Annotated in this window: 25 protein-coding genes; 20 read left to right on the top strand and 5 right to left on the bottom strand. The window is 47.9% G+C overall.

Going from position 1 to position 24,214, the window contains the following annotated elements:
- Positions 1-28 precede the first annotated feature (28 nt).
- The 5 genes from ibpA to dnaA form a co-directional block, all read right to left on the bottom strand.
- Positions 29-469, bottom strand: coding sequence for a small heat shock chaperone IbpA (ibpA, locus tag A3K86_RS17330; RefSeq protein ID WP_068334175.1), 441 nt, complete (start codon positions 467-469; stop codon positions 29-31).
- 259 nt (positions 470-728) lie between these two features.
- On the bottom strand, positions 729-3,146 hold the full coding sequence (gene gyrB, locus A3K86_RS17325) for a DNA topoisomerase (ATP-hydrolyzing) subunit B (protein WP_068334171.1): 2,418 nt from the start codon (positions 3,144-3,146) through the stop codon (positions 729-731).
- Between the two features lie 19 nt (positions 3,147-3,165).
- Entirely contained in the window at positions 3,166-4,245 is a 1,080-nt protein-coding gene (gene recF / locus A3K86_RS17320; protein ID WP_068334169.1) for a DNA replication/repair protein RecF, read from the bottom strand.
- A 3-nt stretch (positions 4,246-4,248) separates the two neighbouring features.
- Positions 4,249-5,349 carry a DNA polymerase III subunit beta gene (dnaN, locus tag A3K86_RS17315; RefSeq protein ID WP_068334167.1) on the bottom strand — a complete coding sequence of 367 codons (1,101 nt, stop codon included), beginning with the start codon at positions 5,347-5,349 and terminating at the stop codon, positions 4,249-4,251.
- A 1-nt stretch (position 5,350) separates the two neighbouring features.
- Positions 5,351-6,775, bottom strand: coding sequence for a chromosomal replication initiator protein DnaA (gene dnaA / locus A3K86_RS17310; RefSeq protein WP_068334159.1), 1,425 nt, complete (start codon positions 6,773-6,775; stop codon positions 5,351-5,353).
- Between the two features lie 346 nt (positions 6,776-7,121).
- On the opposite strand from dnaA, the gene A3K86_RS17305 reads away from it, so the two are divergent.
- The 20 genes from A3K86_RS17305 (at position 7,122) to atpG (ending at position 24,203) form a co-directional block, all read left to right on the top strand.
- Entirely contained in the window at positions 7,122-7,877 is a 756-nt protein-coding gene (locus A3K86_RS17305; protein WP_068334157.1) for an amino acid ABC transporter substrate-binding protein, read from the top strand.
- Between the two features lie 175 nt (positions 7,878-8,052).
- Positions 8,053-8,724, top strand: coding sequence for an amino acid ABC transporter permease (locus tag A3K86_RS17300; RefSeq protein WP_068334155.1), 672 nt, complete (start codon positions 8,053-8,055; stop codon positions 8,722-8,724).
- Positions 8,721-9,482, top strand: a complete 762-nt coding sequence (locus A3K86_RS17295; RefSeq protein WP_068334153.1) for an amino acid ABC transporter ATP-binding protein — start codon at positions 8,721-8,723, stop codon at positions 9,480-9,482. The genes A3K86_RS17300 and A3K86_RS17295 overlap by 4 nt, the downstream gene beginning before the upstream one ends.
- A 160-nt stretch (positions 9,483-9,642) precedes the next feature.
- Positions 9,643-9,777, top strand: coding sequence for a 50S ribosomal protein L34 (gene rpmH / locus A3K86_RS17290; RefSeq protein WP_004411068.1), 135 nt, complete (start codon positions 9,643-9,645; stop codon positions 9,775-9,777).
- Positions 9,778-9,780: 3 nt separating this feature from the next.
- Positions 9,781-10,146, top strand: a complete 366-nt coding sequence (gene rnpA, locus A3K86_RS17285; RefSeq protein WP_415860042.1) for a ribonuclease P protein component — start codon at positions 9,781-9,783, stop codon at positions 10,144-10,146.
- Positions 10,113-10,370, top strand: a complete 258-nt coding sequence (yidD, locus tag A3K86_RS22535) for a membrane protein insertion efficiency factor YidD (RefSeq protein ID WP_084406668.1) — start codon at positions 10,113-10,115, stop codon at positions 10,368-10,370. Before rnpA ends, yidD begins: the two co-directional genes overlap by 34 nt.
- Positions 10,371-10,372: 2 nt before the next feature.
- A complete protein-coding gene (gene yidC, locus A3K86_RS17280) occupies positions 10,373-11,986 on the top strand; it encodes a membrane protein insertase YidC (protein ID WP_068334148.1) in 1,614 nt (537 codons plus the stop codon).
- Between the two features lie 184 nt (positions 11,987-12,170).
- Positions 12,171-13,538, top strand: a complete 1,368-nt coding sequence (mnmE, locus tag A3K86_RS17275) for a tRNA uridine-5-carboxymethylaminomethyl(34) synthesis GTPase MnmE (RefSeq protein ID WP_068334146.1) — start codon at positions 12,171-12,173, stop codon at positions 13,536-13,538.
- Between the two features lie 316 nt (positions 13,539-13,854).
- Entirely contained in the window at positions 13,855-14,295 is a 441-nt protein-coding gene (mioC, locus tag A3K86_RS17270; RefSeq protein WP_068334143.1) for an FMN-binding protein MioC, read from the top strand.
- Positions 14,296-14,729: 434 nt separating this feature from the next.
- Positions 14,730-16,619: a tRNA uridine-5-carboxymethylaminomethyl(34) synthesis enzyme MnmG gene (gene mnmG, locus A3K86_RS17265; protein ID WP_068334141.1), complete on the top strand. Its 1,890-nt coding sequence runs from the start codon at positions 14,730-14,732 to the stop codon at positions 16,617-16,619.
- 10 nt (positions 16,620-16,629) lie between these two features.
- The gene (gene rsmG, locus A3K86_RS17260; RefSeq protein ID WP_068334139.1) at positions 16,630-17,250 is read left to right on the top strand and encodes a 16S rRNA (guanine(527)-N(7))-methyltransferase RsmG; all 621 of its coding nucleotides are present in this window, start codon (positions 16,630-16,632) and stop codon (positions 17,248-17,250) included.
- Between the two features lie 17 nt (positions 17,251-17,267).
- Positions 17,268-18,050, top strand: coding sequence for a ParA family protein (locus A3K86_RS17255; RefSeq protein WP_068334131.1), 783 nt, complete (start codon positions 17,268-17,270; stop codon positions 18,048-18,050).
- A gap of 33 nt (positions 18,051-18,083) precedes the next feature.
- Positions 18,084-18,974: a ParB/RepB/Spo0J family partition protein gene (locus A3K86_RS17250; protein ID WP_068334246.1), complete on the top strand. Its 891-nt coding sequence runs from the start codon at positions 18,084-18,086 to the stop codon at positions 18,972-18,974.
- Between the two features lie 178 nt (positions 18,975-19,152).
- Positions 19,153-19,542 carry a F0F1 ATP synthase subunit I gene (locus A3K86_RS17245; protein WP_068334129.1) on the top strand — a complete coding sequence of 130 codons (390 nt, stop codon included), beginning with the start codon at positions 19,153-19,155 and terminating at the stop codon, positions 19,540-19,542.
- Positions 19,543-19,550: 8 nt separating this feature from the next.
- A complete protein-coding gene (gene atpB / locus A3K86_RS17240; RefSeq protein ID WP_068334126.1) occupies positions 19,551-20,339 on the top strand; it encodes a F0F1 ATP synthase subunit A in 789 nt (262 codons plus the stop codon).
- Positions 20,340-20,410: 71 nt separating this feature from the next.
- Complete coding sequence (atpE, locus tag A3K86_RS17235) at positions 20,411-20,668, top strand: F0F1 ATP synthase subunit C (RefSeq protein WP_068334124.1); 258 nt, start codon at positions 20,411-20,413, stop codon at positions 20,666-20,668.
- A 45-nt stretch (positions 20,669-20,713) separates the two neighbouring features.
- Positions 20,714-21,184 carry a F0F1 ATP synthase subunit B gene (gene atpF / locus A3K86_RS17230; RefSeq protein WP_068334121.1) on the top strand — a complete coding sequence of 157 codons (471 nt, stop codon included), beginning with the start codon at positions 20,714-20,716 and terminating at the stop codon, positions 21,182-21,184.
- Between the two features lie 16 nt (positions 21,185-21,200).
- Positions 21,201-21,734 (top strand): F0F1 ATP synthase subunit delta, encoded by a 534-nt coding sequence (atpH, locus tag A3K86_RS17225; protein WP_068334119.1) that lies wholly within the window; start codon positions 21,201-21,203, stop codon positions 21,732-21,734.
- Positions 21,735-21,750: 16 nt separating this feature from the next.
- Complete coding sequence (gene atpA / locus A3K86_RS17220) at positions 21,751-23,292, top strand: F0F1 ATP synthase subunit alpha (protein ID WP_068334117.1); 1,542 nt, start codon at positions 21,751-21,753, stop codon at positions 23,290-23,292.
- Between the two features lie 44 nt (positions 23,293-23,336).
- Positions 23,337-24,203, top strand: coding sequence for a F0F1 ATP synthase subunit gamma (gene atpG / locus A3K86_RS17215; RefSeq protein ID WP_068334114.1), 867 nt, complete (start codon positions 23,337-23,339; stop codon positions 24,201-24,203).
- Positions 24,204-24,214: the final 11 nt, after the last annotated feature.

Genomic DNA, 24,214 nt, shown 5'->3' with positions numbered 1-24,214 from the left:
TCTTTCCGAGCCCTATCTTAACGATCGGTTACTCACTTTCTAGCAAGCGTTGACCGTTAATGGCGATTTTACGTGGCTTTTGTTCTTCTGGAATTTCACGCTCCAGTTCTACGTGCAGTAAGCCATTTTCCATTTGTGCGCCTACAACTTTTACGTAGTCAGCCAATTGGAATTTACGTTCAAAATCGCGCTCTGCGATACCTTGATATAGGTATTCACGCTCAGGGGCACTCTCTTCACGGGTACCACGCACAATTAAGATATTTTGCTGTTGGGTAATATCCAGTTGCTCTTCAGCAAAGCCTGCCACTGCCATCGTAATGCGGTAGTGATTTTCGTCTTGCTGCTCGATGTTGTATGGAGGGTAACCGGCATTGTTATTGCTGCTAAAGTTCTTTTCCATTTGGTTAAACAGACGGTCAAAACCAATTGCAGAGCGGTAAAGAGGGGTGAAATCTACGTTGCGCATAATACTATCCTTCTAAGAAGCAATATAAGTTAATCTGTGTATGAAGTGGTTTTCCTCTGTAGGACAAACCTCGCGCTCGACCCAGTATTTGGCGTCTTGCTCTTCATAAATAGATATAAGGCTTAACGCTGTTTTTTCCAAGGGCTGAAGCGAAAAAATTTTCAAAAGTCACATCCCCCTCCTAACAACCTGAATAAAAAGCAAAAAAAACGTCGCTCTTGGCGACGTTTTTTAGACCGAATCGTGTATTTATAAAAAACTACACATCTAGGTTAGCGTTTAGGGCATTTTCTTCGATGAAGTGACGACGAGGCTCAACCTGATCACCCATTAGCGTCGTGAACAGCTCATCGGCAGCAACCGCATCGCTGATAGTCACTTGCATCATGCGACGTGATTCAGGATCCATCGTTGTTTCCCAAAGCTGCTCTGGGTTCATCTCACCCAGACCTTTGTAGCGCTGTAGTGATAGACCACGACGCGACTCTTTGATCAGCCAGTTAAGTGCTTCTTCAAACGACGCAACAGGTTGTTTACGCTCACCACGTTGCACGTAAGCAGACTCTTCCAGTAGACCATTCAAGGCTTCGGCCAACTCAGCTAGCTTCGCGTACTCTTTCGAGTTCAGTAGATCGAAGCTCAGTGGGTATTCGTGATCAACACCATGGGTACGTACCACGACTTTCGGTAGGAACACATTGTTCTCTTCGTCACGTACCACAGCTTGAGTAAAGTGACTCTCGCCAGCTTGCTTAGCATTCAACGCTTCCACTACAGGAGCAACCCAAGCTTCAACCGAAGCTTCTGTCGCTAGCATGTCTGTAGTTAGACGCGGTTGGTAAACCAACTCGTTCAGCAAAATGCGTGGGTAGCGACGGCTCATGCGATCCACCAGCTTCATACCCGCGTTGTACTGCTTCACTAAGTTTTCCAGTGCTAGACCTGTCATCGCAGGTGCACCTTCGGTCGCAAATAGCGCCGCGTTATCCAATGCCAAAGACACTTGGTATTGGTTCATGTCTTCATCATCTTTGATGTATTGCTCTTGCTTACCTTTCTTCACTTTGTAAAGCGGTGGCTGAGCAATGTAGATGTGACCACGCTCGATCAACTCAGGCATTTGACGGTAGAAGAAGGTCAACAGTAGCGTACGGATGTGCGAACCATCGACGTCGGCATCGGTCATGATGATGATGCTGTGGTAACGCAGTTTATCCGGGTTGTATTCGTCACGACCGATACCACAACCCATCGCCGTAATCAGGGTTGCCACTTCTTGCGAAGATAGCATCTTATCGAAACGTGCTTTTTCTACGTTAAGGATTTTACCTTTCAGTGGCAAAATCGCTTGGTTCTTACGGTTACGACCCTGCTTAGCGGAACCACCCGCAGAGTCACCCTCCACAATGTAAAGTTCAGACAATGCAGGATCTTTTTCCTGACAGTCTGCAAGTTTGCCCGGAAGACCGGCTAGATCCAACGCACCTTTACGGCGGGTCATCTCACGCGCTTTACGCGCCGCTTCACGCGCACGAGACGCATCGATGATCTTGGTACAAACCGTCTTCGCATCGTTCGGGTTTTCTAGTAGGAATTCACTTAGCTTCTCACCCATTGATGATTCAACGGCTGGTTTCACTTCGCTTGATACTAGCTTGTCTTTGGTCTGGCTAGAGAATTTTGGATCCGGCACTTTCACCGATACCACAGCCGTTAGACCTTCACGCGCATCATCACCAGAGGTCGCAGTCTTGGCTTTCTTCGAATAACCTTCTTTATCCATGAAGTTATTCAAAGTACGCGTTAGTGCACCACGGAAGCCCGCAAGGTGGCTACCACCGTCGCGCTGTGGAATGTTGTTAGTAAAACAGTAGATATTTTCTTGGAAGCCATCGTTCCACTGCATTGCAACTTCGACAGAGATACCGTCTTCACGCTCAAAATTGAAGTGGAAAACTTTCGGGTGGATCGGCGTCTTGTTACGGTTCAAGTGCTCAACGAATGCTTGAATACCACCTTCGTACATGAAGTGGTCTTGTTTGCCGTCTTCACGCTCATCGATCAATTTGATTGATACGCCTGAGTTTAGGAACGAAAGCTCACGCAGACGCTTCGCTAAAATTTCGTATTGGAATTCAGTGGTAGAGAAAGTTTCCGCACTTGGCCAGAAACGAATACGAGTACCAGTACGCTCACCTGCATCACCAATCACGCTCAGTGGCGCAAGAGGCTCACCGTGACTGTATGTTTGTTGGTGGATATCGCCTGCGCGGTGAATAGTCAGTTCCACTTTTTCAGACAGGGCGTTTACTACCGACACACCTACCCCGTGCAGACCACCCGATACTTTGTACGAGTTGTCATCGAACTTACCACCGGCGTGAAGTACCGTCATGATAACTTCAGCAGCAGATACCCCTTCTTCAGGGTGAATTTCAGTCGGAATACCACGGCCGTCATCGCTTACCGATACCGAACCGTCTTCATGAATGGTGACAATGATGTCTTCACAATGGCCAGCAAGAGCTTCATCGATAGAGTTATCGACAACCTCAAAAACCATATGGTGCAGGCCAGTACCGTCATCGGTATCGCCAATGTACATCCCTGGGCGCTTACGTACCGCATCTAGGCCCTTAAGCACCTTAATGCTTGATGAATCGTAATTGTTGGACATTGAGTTACTCTCGCTTAAATTATCCTGCGGTTATTTTACCGTGTTCCACATGAAACAGCTTGCCATTTTCATCTTGGAGATCAGCCACGTGATCGTCACTGATGGCACTGATGAACACCTGGGCGTTGGTTTCCTTTAACCGTTGCGCTAACAGCGCACGCCGATGGCTATCCAGCTCGGAAGCAAAATCATCAATTAGGTAAATACACTGTTTGCCGGTTACTTCTGTTAAATGGATCCCTTGTGCCAAACGTAGCGCACACATCATCAACTTAAGCTGACCACGGGACAACACATCCTCAACCGGCGTTCCAGCCACTTTTATTCGCAAGTCAGCCTTGTGGGGGCCACTTGCGGTATAACCGAGTTGGCAATCGCGCTCAAAATTGCGCTTTAGCAACTCGGCATACGGGGTTTCTTTTTCCCAGCCGCGGTAGTACCCCAACTGGATATCAAATTCAGGCAAAAAGCCTTGGCAGATTTCATTGGCTTTTTGTTTTACCGCCTGCAGATACTCATCGCGCCATTGGCTGATGTTTTCTGCCAGTTGGGCTAACTCTTGATCCCAATAACTGAGTTCACGGTAGCTCTGGGCGGTTTTTAGCAGCGCATTGCGTTGCTTGGTAAGGCGCTTTACTCGACTCCACGCTTGATAAAAACGCGGCTCAACATAAAACACGCCCCAATCGATAAACGAGCGGCGAAATTTAGGACCACCAATCAACAGCTCAAACCCTTCAGGGGTGATCAACTGTAACGGTAGGATTTGCGCCAACTGCGCCATCTTTTGCCCGGTTTCACCACCGATTTTAACTTCGGTAGTCCCGTCGCGCTTCTTATTTAAACCAACTGGCAATTCAGCTCGACTGTCGGGCTGGATCCGACCATGAATGAACAACTCATTTTGCTCATGACGGATCACTCTACTGGTTAAATGGCTGCGAAACGAGCGACCGTGCCCTAAATAGTGCACCGCCTCCAATACACTGGTCTTTCCGCTGCCATTGGCACCAATAAGAAAATTGAAGCTTGGCGATAAGGTTAAATCGCAAGCTTCAACATTCCTAAAGTCTTTTATGATTAAACGGGTAAGTGCCATGCCTTATAGTCGGATTGGCATAACCACGTACATGGCTTCGTCGGTTGCGCAGTCTTCGATCAAGGCACTGGCGTTCGCATCGCTCATCGACATACGGATCCGCTCACACTTCAACGTGTTCAACACATCCAGTACATAGCTCACGTTAAAGCCAATCTCAAGATCGTCACCCTCGTAGCTTACATCAAGAAACTCTTCGGCTTCTTCTTGCTCAGGGTTATTGGCGGTAATGCGCATTTCGCTACCGCTGAAATTCACACGTACACCACGGAATTTCTCGTTCGACAAAATCGCCGCACGAGAGAAAGCCTTACGCAGTTCATCACAGCTCGCTTCCAACGTTTTGGTGGTGTTTTGTGGCATTACACGACGGTAATCAGGGAAACGACCATCAACCAACTTAGAGGTAAACACAAAGTTGTTTACCGTAGCGCGAATATTGGCATTACCGATTTGGATCGCCACTTGGGCATCCGGCGTATCAAGCAAACGCACTAATTCCAATACCCCTTTACGCGGTACGATAATTTGTTTGCTTGGTAGCGACTGTTCGATATCCAGCGCGCACACAGCCATACGGTGACCATCGGTCGCCACCGAACGCAGGTGTTGTTCGTTGGTCTCAAATAGCATCCCGTTGAGGTAGTAACGCACATCTTGGTGCGCCATGGAAAATTGGGTGCTATCAATTAGCTGACGCATTTGGCCTTGCAGCAAAGTAAATTCCACTTCGCTTTGCCAATCGTCGATGTTCGGGAAGTCATTCGCAGGTAGCGTCGATAGCGAGTAGCGGCTACGACCACAACGAATGATGACACGGTCGCCTTCAAGAGCAATCTTGATAGTAGAGCTATCAGGCAGTCCTCGACAGATATCAAGGAACTTACGCGCCGGTACTGTGATAGACCCTTCGTCGTATTCACCGTCTAACGCCAATTTCGCCACCAATTCCACTTCAAGATCGGTGCCGGTTACTGACAGGTACCCTTCGGCAACTTGCAGTAACAGGTTACCCAAGATCGGTAACGAAGGACGACCGCCCAAAGCACCAGATACCTGCTGCAGCGGCTTTAATAAATGTTCGCGTTCAACGGAAAATTTCATATTAAGACGACAATGTTCTAATTAGGTTTGAGTAATCTTCTTTGATATCGTGGCTTTCTTCACGCAGCTGTTCGATTTTACGGCAGGCGTGCAGCACCGTGGTATGGTCACGGCCACCAAACGCATCGCCAATTTCAGGCAAGCTGTGGTTGGTAAGCTCTTTCGATAACGCCATCGCCATTTGACGTGGACGCGCAACCGAGCGCGAACGACGCTTAGACAGCATATCAGCCATCTTTATTTTATAGTATTCGGCGACAGTCTTCTGGATATTATCTATCGTTACCAGCTTCTCTTGCAATGCCAGTAAGTCACGTAGCGCTTCACGCACGAAATCAATGGTGATAGCACGGCCCGTAAAGTTGGCGTTGGCAATCACACGGTTCAATGCCCCTTCCAACTCACGCACATTCGAGCGCAGACGTTTAGCGATAAAAAACGCCACTTCATCTGCCAAGCGAATATTGTTGTGCTCGGCTTTTTTCATCAAGATCGCCACGCGAGTTTCCAGCTCAGGCGGCTCGATCGCGACCGTTAAGCCCCAACCAAAGCGTGACTTCAGGCGATCTTCAACTCCGCTGATCTCACGCGGGTAACGATCCGAGGTTAGGATGATCTGTTGGTTGCCTTCCAACAGGGCATTAAAGGTATGGAAAAACTCTTCTTGCGAGCGCTCTTTGTTAGCAAAGAATTGAATGTCATCGATCAACAAGGCATCGACGCTACGGTAGTAACGTTTAAATTCTTCGATGGCATTGTTCTGCAAGGCTTTCACCATATCTTGCACGAAACGCTCGGAATGCATGTAAACCACTTTGGCATTGGGTTTACGATCAGCGATGGCATTGCCTACCGCATGCAATAAGTGAGTTTTACCTAAACCAGTACCACCGTATAAAAACAGTGGGTTATACGCTGCGCCCGGGTTGTCTGCAACCTGACGGCAAGCCGCCAAACCCAATTGGTTCGACTTACCTTCAACGAAGTTGTTGAAGTTGTGTTTCGGATTGACGTTAGAGCGGAACCCGACTTGCGTCTCAGGTTGCACCGGTGACGGTGCCGGCTCCCACTGCGGGCTTGGAAGATCGTCTTCCAGCACAGGCGGTGCCATACCTAAGTTCACATTGGCTACTGGCGGTGGAGTTGCCACCGGCTTCGGTGGTGGCGGTGGCGCAGACACAGGACGGCTGCCCACTTCAAAGCGCAGAGCAGGCACATCGTTACCGCAAAATTCATTCAGCATGCGGTTGATGTGATTAAGGTACCGATCTCTGACCCAATCCAGCACAAAGCGGTTAGGCGCAAACAAAGTCAGCGTATTATCGTTTAGCTCAGCTTGTAGAGGGCGGATCCACATGCTGAATTCTGTCGCAGGGAGTTCTTCCTGAAAGCGTTGAAGGCACTGCAACCATAGCGAAGATGACAAGTTCGACTCCACACTGAATAACAAAACACAAAAAGGGAATCAATTTTATACTTGCTGGCGCAGGATCGCCAGCAAAGAGATCGCAGATCCAGTGAATAAGATCAGACTTATTCACATAGATCGCACAATGGAACCCCAGATCAGCACAAATTCCCCCCCGATTACCCACAAAAATATCAACAAAGGCCAAGATCCGGCTAACCTTACTAAAAGTTATTTTAAATAACTCATCGTTATTTTAAATAACTCATCGTTATTTTAAATAACTCATCGTTATTTAATTAACAGAGTTATAAACAAGTAGGATGATTCAGCACTTTTTGATGTCTTGCTAGGAGTAGACAGAATGAAACACTGGATGAAAACCACATTAACTGCCCTTGTACTTGCCTTAGGCACCAGCCAAGCGGTTCAGGCTGCCACGGACGTCAAAGTGGGCATGTCTGGTCGTTATTTTCCGTTTACTTTTGTCAAACAAGATAAGCTGCAAGGCTTTGAAGTCGACCTGTGGAATGAAATTGCCAAGCGCAATGACTACCAAGTGGAGTTTGTAACCGCTAACTTCTCGGGCTTATTTGGGCTTTTGGAAACGGGTCGTATCGATACCATTTCGAACCAAATCACTATCACCGACGCGCGTAAAGCCAAATACCTGTTTTCGGCACCTTATGTGATTGATGGCGCGCAGCTGGTGGTGCGTAAAGGCAATACCAGCATTAAGGATACCCAAGACCTAAACGGTAAAACCGTTGGTGTTAACTTAGGGTCTAACTACGAACAGCTACTACGTGGATTGGATAACGCCGCCAATATCACCATCAAAACCTACGATGCTGGTATCGAGCACGATGTCGCTCTTGGCCGTACCGATGCCTTTGTGATGGACCGTTTGTCGTCAGTGGAGCTGATCAAAAAAGCCAACCTGCCATTACAACTTGCAGGTAAACCATTTGAACGCATTGAAAACGCATGGCCGTTTGTTAATAACGCTAAAGGCGAAGCACTGCGCGATGAAGTGAACAAAGCGTTGGCGGCAATGCGCCAAGACGGCACGCTCGCAGAGATTTCAGTGAAGTGGTTTGATACCGATATCACCCAATAATCACCTTTCCGCGTCACTTTTCGTCATAGCCAATACACTTAAAACTCACCCTCGGGTGAGTTTTACCCCTTTTAAGCACCAACTCAACTAACAACAAACACAATCAACCTGCGTCACCACTATGCACTGATGCACTGACATACAACCACACAGCACACATTACGGAACACGTTTTATGGGTTTTGATTTTGACTACATGCTCTCGCTAGTGCCTATATTACTAGGCTACCTTGGCATTACCCTTGCTATGGCACTTTGGGGCTTACTGTTCGCTTTGGTCATTGCCATCGCTATCGCGATGATCCGAGTCTACCGCTTACCGGTATTGGATCAGCTCGCCCAGCTCTACATTAGTTTTTTCCGTGGTACGCCGCTTCTGGTCCAGCTATTCCTGCTTTATTACGGTTTACCGCAAATCTTCCCACTGTTTATCGGCCTTGATGCCTTTACCGCCGCAGTGATCGGTTTAAGCCTCCACTTTGCCGCTTATAAAGCCGAAAGTATCCGTGCCGCAATTTTAGGCATCGATCGCAGCCAACGTGAGGCGAGCTTGGCGATCGGGATGACCGAATGGCAAACCATGCGCCGAGTGATCTTGCCACAAGCCACCCGTATCGCTCTGCCATCGCTGATGAACTACTTCATCGACATGATCAAATCGACCTCACTTGCCTTTACCTTAGGGGTCGCTGAAATCATGGCACGGGCGCAAATGGAGGCCTCTTCCAGCTTTAAATTCTTTGAGGCTTTCTTAGCCGTCGCCCTGATTTACTGGCTGATGGTGGTAGTACTGACTCGCTTACAACACGTAGCAGAGCGCAAACTCAATAAGGCGTACATACGATGATGACATTCTCTCAATTAACCAAGCGCTTTGGTGACAGCACGGTATTTGCCGATCTCGATCTGACCATTAATAAAGGTGAAATCGTGGTGATCATCGGCCCATCCGGCACCGGCAAGTCCACCTTATTACGCTGCATCAATTTCTTAGAGCAAGCCGAACAAGGGCAAATCACCATTGATGACGTCAACGTCGACAGTGCCAAAGCCAATAAGGCTGATATTTTGGCTCTACGCCGTAAAACCGGCTTTGTATTCCAGAACTATGCCCTGTTTGCGCACATGACAGCCAAACAAAATATTGCGGAGGGGCTGATCACCGTCAAAGGCTGGACCAAAGAGGACGCCTATCGCAAAGCGCAACAAATTCTCGATGATATTGGCTTGGGTGATAAAGCTGAGTCTTATCCCGCGGCACTATCTGGCGGACAGCAACAACGGGTTGGGATCGGGCGCGCGATGGCGCAAGATGCCGAGCTACTGTTATTTGATGAACCGACGTCAGCCTTGGATCCGGAATGGGTCGGAGAGGTGCTAGGTTTAATGAAAACGCTGGCACAGCGCCATCAAACCATGCTAGTGGTGACCCATGAAATGCAATTTGCACGCGAAGTCGCCGATCGGGTGATCTTTATGGCCGATGGTCGCTTCGTTGAGCAAGGCACACCGGATCAGATCTTCAACCATCCACAGGATCAGCGACTACAAAAGTTCTTACGCCAAGTGGGGATCAACAAAGGATCCTTGCACTCTGAGCTGTAAAACGTATAATTCAGCGCCCGTCTGTATAGATGGGTTAATGATTGACTCTTTAAGAGTCAGTGATTACAATTCCGCCTCTTTGTTAGAGGTCGCGGATGAAATATCATCCGAAACTAAATAACAAACTTAAAAACTGATCAGTTAATTTTAAGGTAAAACCATGAAACGCACTTTTCAACCTTCAGTTCTAAAGCGCAAGCGTACTCACGGCTTCCGTGCTCGCATGGCTACTAAGAACGGTCGCGCAACTATCAATGCACGTCGTGCTAAAGGCCGTAAGCGCCTTTCTAAATAATCTCTGATTATTTTGAATAAGCTAGGCTTTTCTCGGGAGTTACGTCTGTTAACTCCCGAAGATTATAAAAATGTCTTCCAGCAAGCTCACCGCGCTGGCTCTCCTCACTTAACTATTCTTGCCCGACCTAACGACCTAAACCACCCTCGCCTTGGTCTTGCAGTGCCGAAAAAACAGATCAAAACAGCAGTGGGTCGCAACCACTTCAAACGTCTCGTACGTGAAAGTTTTCGTCTTAAGCAAGCAGACTTACCTGCGAAAGATTTTGTCGTTATCGCCAAGAAGAGTGCCCAAGAGCTGAGCAACGAAGAGCTCTTTAAACTGTTAGATAAATTATGGCATCGCCTGTCTCGCCCTTCGCGTGGCTAGTCATTGGACTAGTCCGCTTTTACCAACTCGCTATCAGTCCGTTAATCGGGCCTCGTTGTCGTTTCACCCCTACTTGTTCGCAATACGCTATTGAAGCAGTAAAAACACATGGATCGATAAAAGGTTGTTGGTTAGCAGCGAAACGTCTATTAAGATGTCATCCTTTGAACAACGGAGGTTTCGACCCCGTTCCGCCCACCAAGCATAACGACAGAGATAATTAACGATGGATGCCCAACGCAATATTCTGTTAATAGCCCTACTGTTTGTCTCTTTCCTACTGTTCCAACAGTGGAATATGGACAACAACCCGCAAGTACAAGGACAGGGAGTAGCGCAGCAAGTTAACAACAGTGGTGATGTGCCTTCACATTCGGCAGATGGCCAACCAGTTACTGACCAAAGCACGTCCAATAACCTCATCACTATCAACACAGACGTACTGGCTCTAACAGTAGATACGCTTGGTGGTGACGTAATCGAAGCTAAACTACTGGCTTACGATAACGAACTAGATTCAGAAGACCCATTCGTACTGCTTAAAAACGACGAAGGTCACCGTTACATCGCGCAATCAGGCCTGATTGGTGCTAACGGTATCGACTCGACTGACGGTCGTGCACAACTTCAAGTTGAAGGTACAGAATTCACTCTTGCTGACGGTCAAGACGAACTACGCGTTCCAATGACGTACAGCAAAGACGGCATCAACTACACCAAGACTTTCGTAGTGAAACGCGGCAGCTACGCTATCGACGTTCAATACACAGTCGATAACCAATCAGACAAAGCGGCGAACGTACAAATGTACGCACAACTTCGCCAAAACCTGATGGACGACGGTGGTAGCCTAACCATGCCAACTTACCGTGGTGGTGCGTACTCAACTGACGAAACCAACTACAAAAAATACAGCTTTGATGACATGCAGGAAAAGAACCTTAACCTGACAACGAATCAAGGTTGGGCTGCAATGCTACAACACTACTTCGTATCAGCGTGGATCCCTCGTGCTGATCAAGCATCGAACCTGTACACCCGCGCAAGCAACGGTCAAGGTTACATCGGTGTTCGCCTACCAGCAGAAACGGTAGCACCAGGTAGTGAGCAAACACTAACATCTACCCTATGGGTAGGTCCTAAGCTTCAAGACCAAATGGAAGCGACAGCGAAAAACCTTAACCTAACTGTCGACTACGGTTGGTTGTGGTTCATCGCAAGCCCACTTCATACCCTACTGTCTTTCATCCAAGGTATCGTGGTGAACTGGGGTCTGGCTATCATGGTACTGACCTTCATCGTACGTGGTGCGATGTACCCGCTAACTAAAGCACAGTACACCTCAATGGCGAAAATGCGTATGCTTCAGCCTAAGCTGACAGCAATGCGTGAACGTTTCGGCGACGACCGTCAACGCATGAGCCAAGAAATGATGGAACTGTACAAGAAAGAAAAAGTGAACCCACTGGGTGGCTGTCTACCTATCTTGCTACAAATGCCTATCTTCATTTCGCTGTACTGGGCACTAATGGAGTCGGTTGAGCTACGTCACGCGCCATTCTTTGGCTGGATCCACGACCTATCAGCGCAAGACCCTTACTTCATCTTGCCTATCCTGATGGGTGCGTCGATGTTCATGATCCAAAAAATGAGCCCAACGACAGTAACCGATCCAATGCAACAGAAGATCATGACCTTCATGCCTGTGATGTTCACTTTCTTCTTCCTGTTCTTCCCATCAGGTCTAGTTCTATACTGGCTAGTATCGAACATCGTAACGCTAATTCAGCAAACACTGATTTACCGTGCCCTTGAGAAGAAAGGCTTACATAGCAAGTAATTGCTAACCTACTTCGACTAAGGCGACCTTCGGGTCGCCTTTTTTCTATCTCATTTAGCCTATAGTTGTAACCAAGTCAGGGTTCACCGCAACCACCTCCCATGCCAAGCGATGAATGGGTGGCTAGGTTTTCCGGTCAACTCTGTTTACAATTAGCGCGAATTTTACGAATTAAGCCAAAGTTATGATCGAACACACTGATACCATTGTTGCGCAGGCAACCCCACCAGGCCGTGGCGGCGTCGGCATCATCCGCGTTTCTGGCCCGAAAGCCACTGAAGTAGCTCTTGCGGTTGCGGGTCGTGAACTGAAACCCCGTTACGCTGAATATTTGCCATTTAAAAATGAAGACGGGAGCGCACTGGATCAGGGCATCGCGTTATTCTTTAAAGGACCAAACTCGTTCACTGGCGAAGATGTGTTAGAGCTCCAAGGCCACGGCGGTCCTGTACTGATGGATATGATGATCAAGCGTATCTTGCAGATTGATGGTATCCGTGCCGCTCGCCCGGGGGAATTCTCTGAGCGCGCTTTCATGAACGACAAACTTGATTTAGCCCAAGCCGAAGCCATTGCCGATTTGATCGACGCCAGCTCAGAAGAAGCGGCAAAAAGTGCTTTTAAATCGCTGCAAGGCGCGTTTTCGACCCGTGTAAACGAGCTGGTGGAAGCCCTTATTCACCTGCGCATTTACGTTGAAGCCGCGATTGATTTCCCGGAAGAAGAAATCGACTTCTTATCAGATGGCAAAGTCAGTACCGACCTTAACGGCATCATTGATCGCCTTGAAGCAGTACGCCGCGAAGCCAATCAAGGTGCCATTATCCGTGAAGGGATGAAAGTGGTCATTGCTGGTCGCCCGAACGCGGGTAAATCGAGCCTGCTCAACGCTCTCTCTGGTAAAGACAGCGCTATCGTGACCGATATTGCCGGTACTACCCGTGACGTCCTTCGCGAGCATATCCACATCGATGGCATGCCACTGCACATCATCGACACCGCCGGCCTACGTGAAGCCTCTGACGAAGTCGAGCGCATTGGTATCGAACGGGCGTGGGAAGAAATCCAACAAGCCGATCGGGTGCTATTTATGGTCGACAGCACCACCACAGATGCCACCGATCCTGCTGACATTTGGCCTGACTTTATCGAACGTCTCCCACCAAGCATGGGGCTGACGGTGATCCGCAATAAAGTCGAGCTAACAGGCGAAGACGCTGGCATTTGCCACGTCAACAACCCAACCCTCATCCGCCTATCAGCACGTACAGGCGATGGCGTTGAAAGCCTACGTGAGCACCTCAAAGAGTGTATGGGCTTCTCAGGTACGACTGAGGGCGGCTTTATGGCCCGTCGTCGTCACCTAGAAGCACTAGAGCGTGCCGCAAGCCACCTTGAAACCGGTAAAGACCAACTTGAAGGCTTTATGGCTGGTGAAATTTTGGCAGAAGAGCTTCGCCTCGCACAGCAACACTTAAGTGAAATTACCGGCGAATTCAGCTCCGACGATCTTTTAGGTCGGATCTTCACTTCATTCTGCATCGGTAAATAATCGGATCCTGTCGCTATCGCGACTGTGACGATCATCACCCCAAGTACGATCCGTGCTTGGGGATGCTCCCCATCTCAATACATTTTCTTGCTAACTATCCACAGTTATCCCCAACACACCGCAAAGTAACGCTCACGCCCTCTTTCTTGCTCTTCACGCGTAAGGCTCACCCGCGCTATCGCTACACAATATTCAAACACCGCAACCCTCGTGGTCTTTCATCACCAACCAAGGCAAATACCCCTACATTTCTTCTCTTTAATCTTGCTCTCGGGCGCGTACAATCAACACCAAGACAAGAACCTAGAGGTCCCTTATGAGCCACATTACCCTGATCACAGGCAGCACCTTAGGCGGTGCAGAATACGTTGCTGACCACCTGTCAGAGCTTCTCGAAGACGATGGCCACAGCACCGAAGTTATCAACCAAGCCGATTTAAGCGAACTTCCCCTCAATGGCCACTGGTTAGTGGTCTGTTCAACCCACGGTGCCGGTGAACTGCCCGATAACATCAAGCCATTTATGGCGCAGCTGCAAGCTCAACAACCGGATCTTAGCGGGCTGCACTTTGGTATGGTTGGCTTGGGCGATTCGAGCTATGACACCTTTTGTGCCGCAGCCAAACTACTCGATCAGCAGCTCTCGCAACTGGGCGCGATCCGTGTTGGTGAGCGTTTAGATATCGATGTATCTCAACATCCGGTACCTGAAGATCCTGCTGAAAACTGGCTAATGACGTGGAAAAACCAATTGTAAGATGAAAAAGTAGCCAATTTTCATCCCAAAATTCGTGTTTTTTTCAACTTTATTCTGTGGATAACTATAGATCTAAACGGTGATCAACCCATAGTTATCCATTGAATAAGTTATGCACCGCACTCCCCCTGTTGATAAGTCCCCATTTTGATCCCAGCTACTCCTAAAGATGATCCATGCTACTCCACAATTAATGATCCTCTCTAAATACATGATCATTAGGATCATTTATCACTTATCCACACGATCAGGCGATCCTAATAGTAGATCTAACAGAAGATCTCTTTAAAAGATCTTTATATATATTTAAGAGCCATACTTTGGATGATCAAATGATCTTGATGAAAGATTCTCTCTTCAAGCGAAACAAGATAGAATACACCCCCTTTGCTTGAAGCTAATTCACTGGCGATTTAAATACCTGAGGTAGTTCCATGTTTTACCAGGAAAATTTTGATGTCATCGTTGTTGGTGGTGGTCATGCCGGTACTGAAGCCGCGCTAGCTGCAGCTCGAATGGGTCAGAAAACGTTATTGCTAACCCATAACATCGATACATTGGGCCAAATGTCATGTAACCCAGCAATTGGTGGGATCGGGAAAGGACACCTGGTTAAGGAAGTGGATGCCCTTGGCGGTTTAATGGCACGTGCGATCGACAAAGGCGGGATCCAATTCCGTACCTTGAACTCGTCGAAAGGCCCTGCAGTACGCGCAACTCGTGCCCAAGCGGATCGTGCTTTGTACAAAGCCGCAGTACGTGAAGCGCTTGAAAACCAACCAAATTTAATGTTGTTCCAACAGTCGGTAGACGACCTTATCGTTGAAAATCAACGTGTTGTTGGTGCAGTGACTGAAATGGGTCTTAAATTCCGTGCGAAAACCGTTGTACTGACAGTCGGTACTTTCTTAGGCGGTAAGATCCACATCGGTCTTGAAAACTACAGCGGCGGCCGCGCGGGCGATCCACCGTCGATTGCACTTGCTAATCGACTACGTGATCTTCCATTCCGTGTGGATCGTCTAAAAACCGGTACTCCGCCACGTATTGATGCGCGAACCGTCGATTTTAGCCAGCTTCAAGCACAACATGGCGATAATCCGACCCCATTGTTCTCTTTCATGGGCAAGCAATCGGATCATCCACGTCAGATCCCGTGTTTTATCACCCACACCAATGAGCGCACTCACGATGTGATCCGCAACAACTTGGATCGTAGCCCGATGTACTCTGGGGTGATTGAAGGGATCGGCCCGCGTTACTGTCCGTCGATTGAAGACAAGGTAATGCGTTTTGCTGATAAAGATAGCCACCAGATCTTTATTGAGCCTGAAGGTCTAACGACGCACGAGCTGTACCCGAACGGGATCTCCACCAGCTTGCCATTTGATGTGCAAATGGACATCGTGCGCTCAATGAAAGGTTTTGAGAATGCAGCGATTGTGCGTCCAGGTTATGCGATTGAGTACGATTTCTTCGACCCACGCGATCTGAAACAAACATTTGAAACCAAGTTTATCGACGGTTTGTTCTTTGCGGGCCAAATCAACGGTACCACTGGTTATGAAGAAGCCGCTGCACAAGGTTTGCTGGCAGGTATGAACGCCGCGCTGCAAGCACAAGACAAAGAAGGCTGGAGTCCACGCCGCGACCAAGCTTACATGGGCGTGTTGATCGACGACCTTTCAACCATGGGTACCAAAGAACCGTACCGCATGTTTACTTCACGTGCCGAATACCGTCTGCTGCTACGTGAAGACAACGCTGATATTCGCCTGACCGAAATGGGTCGTGAATTGGGCTTGGTTGACGACGCGCGTTGGGCACGTTTCAACGAAAAAATGGAAAACATCGCCCAAGAGCGTCAACGTCTGAAAGATATTTGGATCCACACAGGATCTGAACACGTTGATAGCGTTAACGCGATCCTTAAAACGCCGATCAACCGTGAAGCAAGCGGTGAAGATCTTCTGCGTCGTCCGGAAGTGACTTACGAGCAATTAACGGAACTTGAAGCGTTTGCCCCTGCTCACCCTGATGTTCAAGCGAGCGAGCAGGTTGAGATTCAGGTGAAATACCAAGGCTACATCGAGCGTCAGAAAGACGAAGTTGAAAAATCCCTTCGTCATGAGAAGACCAAATTGCCGTTTGATCTTGATTACAGTGTGGTGAAAGGGTTGTCGAACGAAGTGATCGCCAAACTGAATGACGCTAAGCCGGAAACCATTGGTATGGCATCGCGTATTTCGGGTATTACCCCTGCGGCAATCTCATTGCTACTGGTTTACCTGAAAAAACAAGGTTTACTGAAGAAAGGCGAATAGGAGCGTTATAGTGAAACAGCGTTTAGCGCAATTAATCGCGCAAACTGAATTACAAGTGAGCGAGCAGCAGCTGGATCAACTGATCGGTTATGTAGAGCTGCTCCACAAGTGGAATAAAGCGTATAATCTGACGTCGGTCCGCGATCCTCATGAGATGATAGTGAAACATATCATGGATAGTATCGTGGTCAGCGAACACCTTGCGGGTGAAAATTTTATCGATGTGGGTACTGGCCCTGGTCTACCGGGTATTCCGTTGGCCATCATGAACCCTGATAAAGCCTTCACCTTACTAGATAGCCTAGGCAAGCGTATTCGCTTTATTCGTCAGGTGCTGTTTGAGCTGAAAATCACCAATGTCACGCCAGTGCAAAGCCGAGTGGAAGAATTCCAACCTGAAACCGGTTTTGACGGTGTTTTGAGCCGCGCTTTTGCCTCAATGACCGACATGGTGTCTTGGTGTCGCCATCTGCCAGCTGAGAACGGCTGTTTTATGGCACTGAAAGGTCAGTTCGATCAGCAGGAAGTTGCAGAGCTACCAGAGTGGTGTTCTGTGACTAAGGTCAAATCTTTGCAAGTCCCTGAGTTGGAAGGGGAGCGTCATCTAGTAATCTTGACGGCAAAGGATTAATTGCTTGAGGTTTTTTCGTGGGAAGAGTTATAGCTGTCGCCAATCAGAAAGGCGGAGTGGGTAAAACCACTACATGCGTCAACCTAGCAGCATCACTGGCTGCGACGCAGCGTAAGGTGTTATTGATAGATTTAGATCCGCAAGGTAATGCCACCATGGCAAGCGGTGTCGATAAATATCAAGTGGATGCCACAGCTTATGATCTTTTGGTCGAAGAAACCCCATTTGAACAAGTGGTAGTTACCGATACAACCGGTGGCTACCATTTGGTTGCAGCGAACGGTGACGTCACAGCTGCAGAAATTAAATTGATGGAAGTTTTCGCTCGTGAAGTGCGCTTACGCAACGCGTTGGCTGCAGTTCGTGATAACTATGATTTCATCTTTATTGATTGCCCTCCCGCGCTCAACCTTCTTACAATCAATGCCATGACTGCTGCAGATTCGGTATTAGTGCCGATGCAGTGCGAGTATTTTGCCCTCGAAGGCTTAACCGCATTGATGGATACCATCAGCAAGCTGACAGCGGTCGTAAATGCCGATTTAAAAATCGAAGGCCTTCTGCGTACCATGTTTGACCCGCGTAACCGTCTCGCTAACGAAGTCTCGCAGCAACTGAAAAAGCATTTTGGCGACAAAGTTTACCGCACCGTGATCCCACGTAATGTGCGACTCGCTGAAGCGCCAAGTCATGGTCGTCCTGCGATGTATTACGACAAGTATTCCAGCGGCGCTAAAGCTTACCTAGCCTTGGCGGGGGAAATTATTCGTCGTGATGAGTTAGCGCGAGAGCAAGCATAAGCAAATTCGCAGGCATAAGGGTTACCCATGAATATGAATAAACGCGGCCTTGGTAAAGGGCTTGATGCGCTATTGGCAACGAGTTCTGCGGCACAAACGAAAAAGCAAGATGCTGAACGCGCGCAGTCGCTGTCAGCGGAAGGTACTTTAAAAGATTTACCCCTCAGTCAATTACAGCCGGGTCAATATCAGCCACGCAAGGTGATGGCGGATGAAGCACTGGCTGAGTTGGCGGAGTCGATTAAAGCCCAAGGCGTGATCCAACCGATTGTGGTACGCCAAGTGGGGCATGAGAGTTACGAAATCATTGCCGGTGAACGCCGCTGGCGGGCGTCTCGTCAAGCTGGGCTTCAGAAAGTCCCTTGTATTATCAAGGGAATTGACGATCGCGCAGCCATTGCGATGGCATTGATTGAAAATATTCAACGCGAAGACTTAAACGCGATTGAAGAAGCACAAGCGCTGGAGCAGCTGCAAAGTGAGTTCTCACTTACCCACCAGCAAGTGGCGGATGCGGTGGGTAAATCCCGTGCCAGCGTGTCGAATTTATTGCGTCTTAATCAGTTATCGACGCCAGTGAAAACCATGGTCGAGCAACGCCAACTGGAAATGGGTCATGCCCGTGCGCTATTGGCGTTAACCGAGGCGGAAATGCAGCTGGAAGCCGCGCAGACGGTTGTTAACAAATTACTAACAGTTCGCGATACTGAAAAGCTGGTTAAAAAGCTATTGAGCCCGACGCCAGCACCGGCAGAAAAGACGCCGGATCCTAAGTTGATTGACCTTGAACGCCGCTTAAGTGAGCACTTGGGGGCCGATGTTGCTCTCAATCAGCAAAAAAGCGGGAAAGGCAAGATAGTGATCGCTTACGATGAACCCCACAAACTGACGCAAATCCTTGCAATGTTTGGTCAGGAAGTGTGAGGTTAAACGTGGATAAGATGTTGCAATATTTACAATGACGTGATCAGGTTATTGTGTTGTAAAATCTAACACTTTTTTTTGATGCAATTAGATTGCTTTCAATCTAATGAGCCGTATAATTTTTGCAGTTTTCCCAGCACGACACTTGTGCAGTGGAATGGACTCGAGGAACGAATACATGGTATCGGCGCTAGTCAAGCCGGGACGTCAATTGGCGAAAAGGCTGTTGTTGTTACAAACTGGCGTCGTTTTAGCAACGGCAATAATGGCAGTGTTTGCTGTCAGTGTTGACTGGGGGATCTCAGCACTTATCGGGGGTAGCATCTTTGTGGTTGCTAACGCCGTATTTGCGGGTTGTGCTTTTCTCTTTAGTGGGGCTTCAAAAGCTCGCTTGGTGATGGCTTCCTTTTACGGGGGCGAAGTACTCAAAATTCTCATCACAGTCATCCTATTTTCGTTGGTTTACCTGTATACAGAGGTGGAACTTGTTCCCCTCAAACTGGCCTATTTGCTGGTTCTAGGGATTAACATCTTCGGACCGGTTTTATTCATTAACAACAACAAATAGGATGAGTTATGGCTGCGCCAGGTGAAGCGCTAACGCCGTCAGGATACATTACTCACCACTTAACCAACTTGGCAGTGGGTGATGGTGGATTCTGGACGGTTCATATCGATAGCCTATTTTTCTCTGTCTTAACGGGTTTAGCCTTCTTATGGGTTTTCCGTTCAGTGGCGAAAAAGGCTACATCAGGAGTACCAGGCAAATTACAGTGTTTTGTGGAAATTTTGGTGGAATTCGTTGATAACAACGTTAAAGATACCTTCCACGGCCGTAATCCGCTGATTGCTCCGTTAGCACTAACAATCTTTTGCTGGATATTCCTAATGAACGTCATGGACTTAGTGCCAATTGACTTCTTACCGTACCCAGCAGAGCATTGGTTAGGTATTCCTTATCTTAAGGTAGTACCGAGTGCGGATGTTAACATCACCATGGCAATGGCGTTGGGCGTTTTCGCTCTGATGATTTACTACAGCATCAAAGTGAAAGGTCTTGGCGGCTTTGCGAAAGAACTGGCTCTTCACCCGTTCAATCACCCAGTTATGATTCCGTTCAACCTACTTCTTGAAGTGGTATCGCTACTAGCGAAGCCTATTTCACTAGGTATGCGTCTGTTCGGTAACATGTTTGCTGGTGAGGTGGTGTTTATCCTAATCGCGGCATTGATGCCGTGGTGGGCTCAATGGCTAGGCTCAGTACCGTGGGCAATTTTCCACATCCTGGTCATTACGATTCAAGCATTCGTGTTTATGATGTTGACTATTGTGTACCTGTCTCAGGCACATGAAGACAATCATTAACGATTATTTGTTAAATATTTTTTTCAATTTTTACTGGCACTTTAGCCGACAACAATAAACTGGAGATAGTGATGGAAACTTTACTTAGCTTTTCTGCAATTGCCGTGGGCATCATTGTAGGTCTTGCTGCACTTGGTACAGCGATTGGCTTCGCACTACTAGGTGGTAAATTCCTTGAAGGTGCTGCTCGTCAACCTGAAATGGCACCAATGCTACAAGTTAAGATGTTCATCATTGCAGGTCTGCTTGATGCGATCCCAATGATCGGTATCGTAATCGCACTACTATTCACATTCGCAAACCCATTCGTTGGCCAACTAGCTGGTTAATAAAACGAACGGACCCGTAGCAACCCTTTTTAAGGAGATGCAGTTGTGAATATGAATGCAACTTTGCTGGGTCAGGCGATTGCTTTCTTCCTTTTCGTGGTGTTCTGCATGAAATATGTATGGCCACCAATCATGAAAGCGATTGAAGAGCGTCAGAAAAATATTGCTGACGGTTTAGCAGCGGCAGATCGCGCTGCTAAAGACCTGAACCTAGCGCAGGCAAATGCTTCTGACCAACTAAAAGAAGCAAAACGTACTGCAACTGAAATTGTTGAGCAAGCTAATAAGCGTAAAGCTCAAATCGTTGATGAAGCGAAAGCGGAAGCTCAAGCAGAACGCGATAAAATTCTAGCTCAAGGTCTTGCTGAGATCGAAGCTGAACGTAATCGCGCTCGTGATGAGCTACGTAAACAAGTTGCAACTCTAGCCGTGATTGGTGCTGAGAAAATCATTGAGCGTTCTATCGATAAAGATGCGCACGCTGATCTTCTTAACAAAGTCACAGCAGAACTGTAATTAAAGGGGCAAGCACATGTCGGATTTGACTACTATCGCACGCCCCTACGCTAAAGCAGCTTTTGATTTTGCGGTTGAGAAAGGTGAGTTAAGCCAATGGGCTGAAATGCTCACCTTTGCTGCCGAAGTAGCGAACAATGAGACTATGCAGGATATTCTGGATAGCGGTTTTGCTGCTGACAAACTAACAGAAATCTTCGTTTCTGTTTGTGGCGAGCAACTTGACGACTTTGGTCAGAACTTACTGAAAGTGATGGCTGAAAATGGACGCTTGAAAGCCCTTCCTGCAGTCTGTGATGAGTTCATGTTCCTGAAAAGTGAACACGAGAAAGTGATTGAAGCAAGTGTGACCTCTGCGGTAACACTGGACGACAGTCAACTTGTTGCGATTAGCGAGAAGCTGGAGCAGCGTTTAGCACGCAAAGTTAAACTGAATTGCAGTGTAGACGAGACCCTGATTGCCGGGGTCGTGATTAGAGCTGGAGACTTAGTCATCGATAACTCAGTTCGCGGTAAGCTAAACCGCCTGAGCGATACTTTGCAGTCTTGATTTGGGGAATTGGAGCATGCAACTTAATTCCACGGAAATTAGCGCACTGATCAAGCAACGTATTGAAAACTTCAACGTTGTAAGTGAAGCGCGCAACGAAGGTACTATCATCTCGGTAAGTGATGGTATCGTTCGTATCCATGGCCTTGCAGACGTAATGCAAGGTGAAATGATTGAATTACCTGGTGGCCGTTATGCACTAGCACTTAACCTTGAGCGTGACTCGGTTGGTGCGGTTGTAATGGGCCCATATGCTGACCTTCAGGAAGGCATGAAAGTAACGGGTACTGGTCGTATTCTTGAAGTACCAGTAGGCCCTGCGCTTCTAGGCCGCGTAGTGAACACACTAGGTGAGCCAATCGATGGTAAAGGTCCAATCGAAACAGAGACTTTCTCTCCTGTTGAAGTGATTGCACCTGGCGTAATCGACCGTCAATCTGTTGATCAACCAGTACAAACTGGTTACAAGGCAGTTGACTCAATGATCCCAATCGGCCGTGGTCAGCGTGAGCTAATCATCGGTGACCGTCAGACTGGTAAAACAGCAATGGCGATCGATGCGATCATTAACCAGAAAGGTTCTGGTATCTTCTCTGTATACGTTGCTATCGGTCAGAAAGCATCAACTATCGCGAACGTAGTACGCAAGCTTGAAGAGCACGGCGCACTAGAGAACACGATTGTTGTTGTTGCATCTGCATCTGAAGCAGCGGCATTGCAATACCTTGCGCCTTACTCAGGTTGTGCAATGGGTGAGTACTTCCGCGACCGCGGTGAAGACGCACTGATTGTTTACGATGACCTGTCTAAGCAAGCTGTTGCTTACCGTCAAATCTCACTATTGCTAAAACGCCCACCGGGTCGTGAAGCATTCCCTGGTGATGTTTTCTACCTTCACTCTCGCCTACTAGAGCGTGCTGCGCGTGTTAACGCTAACTACGTAGAAAAATTCACTAACGGTGAAGTGAAAGGTCAGACGGGTTCCCTAACTGCGCTTCCTATTATCGAAACGCAAGCAGGTGACGTATCGGCATTCGTACCGACTAACGTAATCTCGATCACTGATGGTCAGATCTTCCTACAAACAGAACTGTTCAACTCTGGTATTCGTCCAGCGGTTGACCCAGGTATCTCTGTATCGCGTGTAGGTGGTTCTGCGCAAACCAAGATCATCAAGAAACTGTCTGGTGGTATCCGTACCGCACTAGCACAGTACCGTGAACTTGCAGCTTTCGCTCAGTTCTCGTCAGACCTTGATGAAGCAACCAAGAAGCAGCTTGATCACGGTCAGAAAGTAACTGAACTGATGAAGCAGAAGCAATACGCGCCGATGTCTGTTTTCGAACAAGGCATGGTGATCTTTGCGGCTGAAAAAGGCTACTTGAATGATGTTGAGCTAACTAAGCTTGCTGATTTCGAATCTGCGTTGCTGTCATACGCCAAAGGTCACTACGCTGAGCTTGTGTCTCAGGTTGATGAAACGGGCGCTTGGAACGACGAAATCGAAGCTCAGTTCGTGAAACTGGTTGACGATTTCAAAGCGACCCAGACTTGGTAATTGGTTGGTGATCGCTTGCGATCACCTACTAACGGAGAGTAACAATGGCCGGCGCAAAAGAGATTCGTAACAAGATCGGTAGTGTTAAGAACACTCAAAAGATCACAAAAGCGATGGAGATGGTTGCAGCGTCTAAAATGCGTAAAACGCAAGACGCTATGGAATCATCACGTCCATACGCACAAACTATGCGCAAAGTGATCGGTCATATCGCCCTTGGTAGCCTTGAGTATAAGCACCCTTATCTCGAAGAGCGTGAAGCCAAGCGCGTGGGTTACATCATTGTTTCTTCTGACCGTGGTCTGTGTGGCGGTTTGAACATCAACATGTTCAAGCAAGCGATGTCAGACATTCAAGGTTGGTCTGAGCAAGGTGCTGACGTTGAACTAGCGCTTATTGGCGCGAAAGCGACAGCATTCTTTAACAACTACGGTGGCAACGTGGCTGCTCAAGTTTCTGGCTTGGGTGACGCACCAACAGTCGATGAGCTGATTGGTACTGTAGGCGTGATGCTGAAGAAATATGATGACGGTGAACTAGACCGTCTGTACCTGGTTTACAACCGTTTTGTAAACACCATGGTACAAGAACCCGTGATTGATCAATTGCTGCCTTTGCCTAAGTCAGAAGACGAAGACATGCAGCGCAACCATTCTTGGGACTACATTTACGAGCCTGAGCCGAAAGCCCTACTGGATACCCTATTGGTTCGCTATGTCGAATCACAGGTATACCAAGGTGTAGTGGAAAACCTTGCAAGTGAGCAAGCGGCACGAATGGTTGCAATGAAAGCAGCAACAGACAATGCAGGTAACTTAATTGATGATCTGCAACTTGTGTACAACAAAGCCCGTCAGGCTGCGATCACACAAGAGCTATCAGAAATTGTTTCTGGTGCATCTGTTGTTTAAGGCAAAGAATT

Origin of the sequence: Photobacterium jeanii, from assembly GCF_001650345.1 — a bacterium.
In the GTDB taxonomy this organism is placed as follows: domain Bacteria; phylum Pseudomonadota; class Gammaproteobacteria; order Enterobacterales; family Vibrionaceae; genus Photobacterium; species Photobacterium jeanii.
Note: the sequence above shows the minus strand (reverse complement) of the source record. Positions and strands in the feature narration are given on the sequence as shown.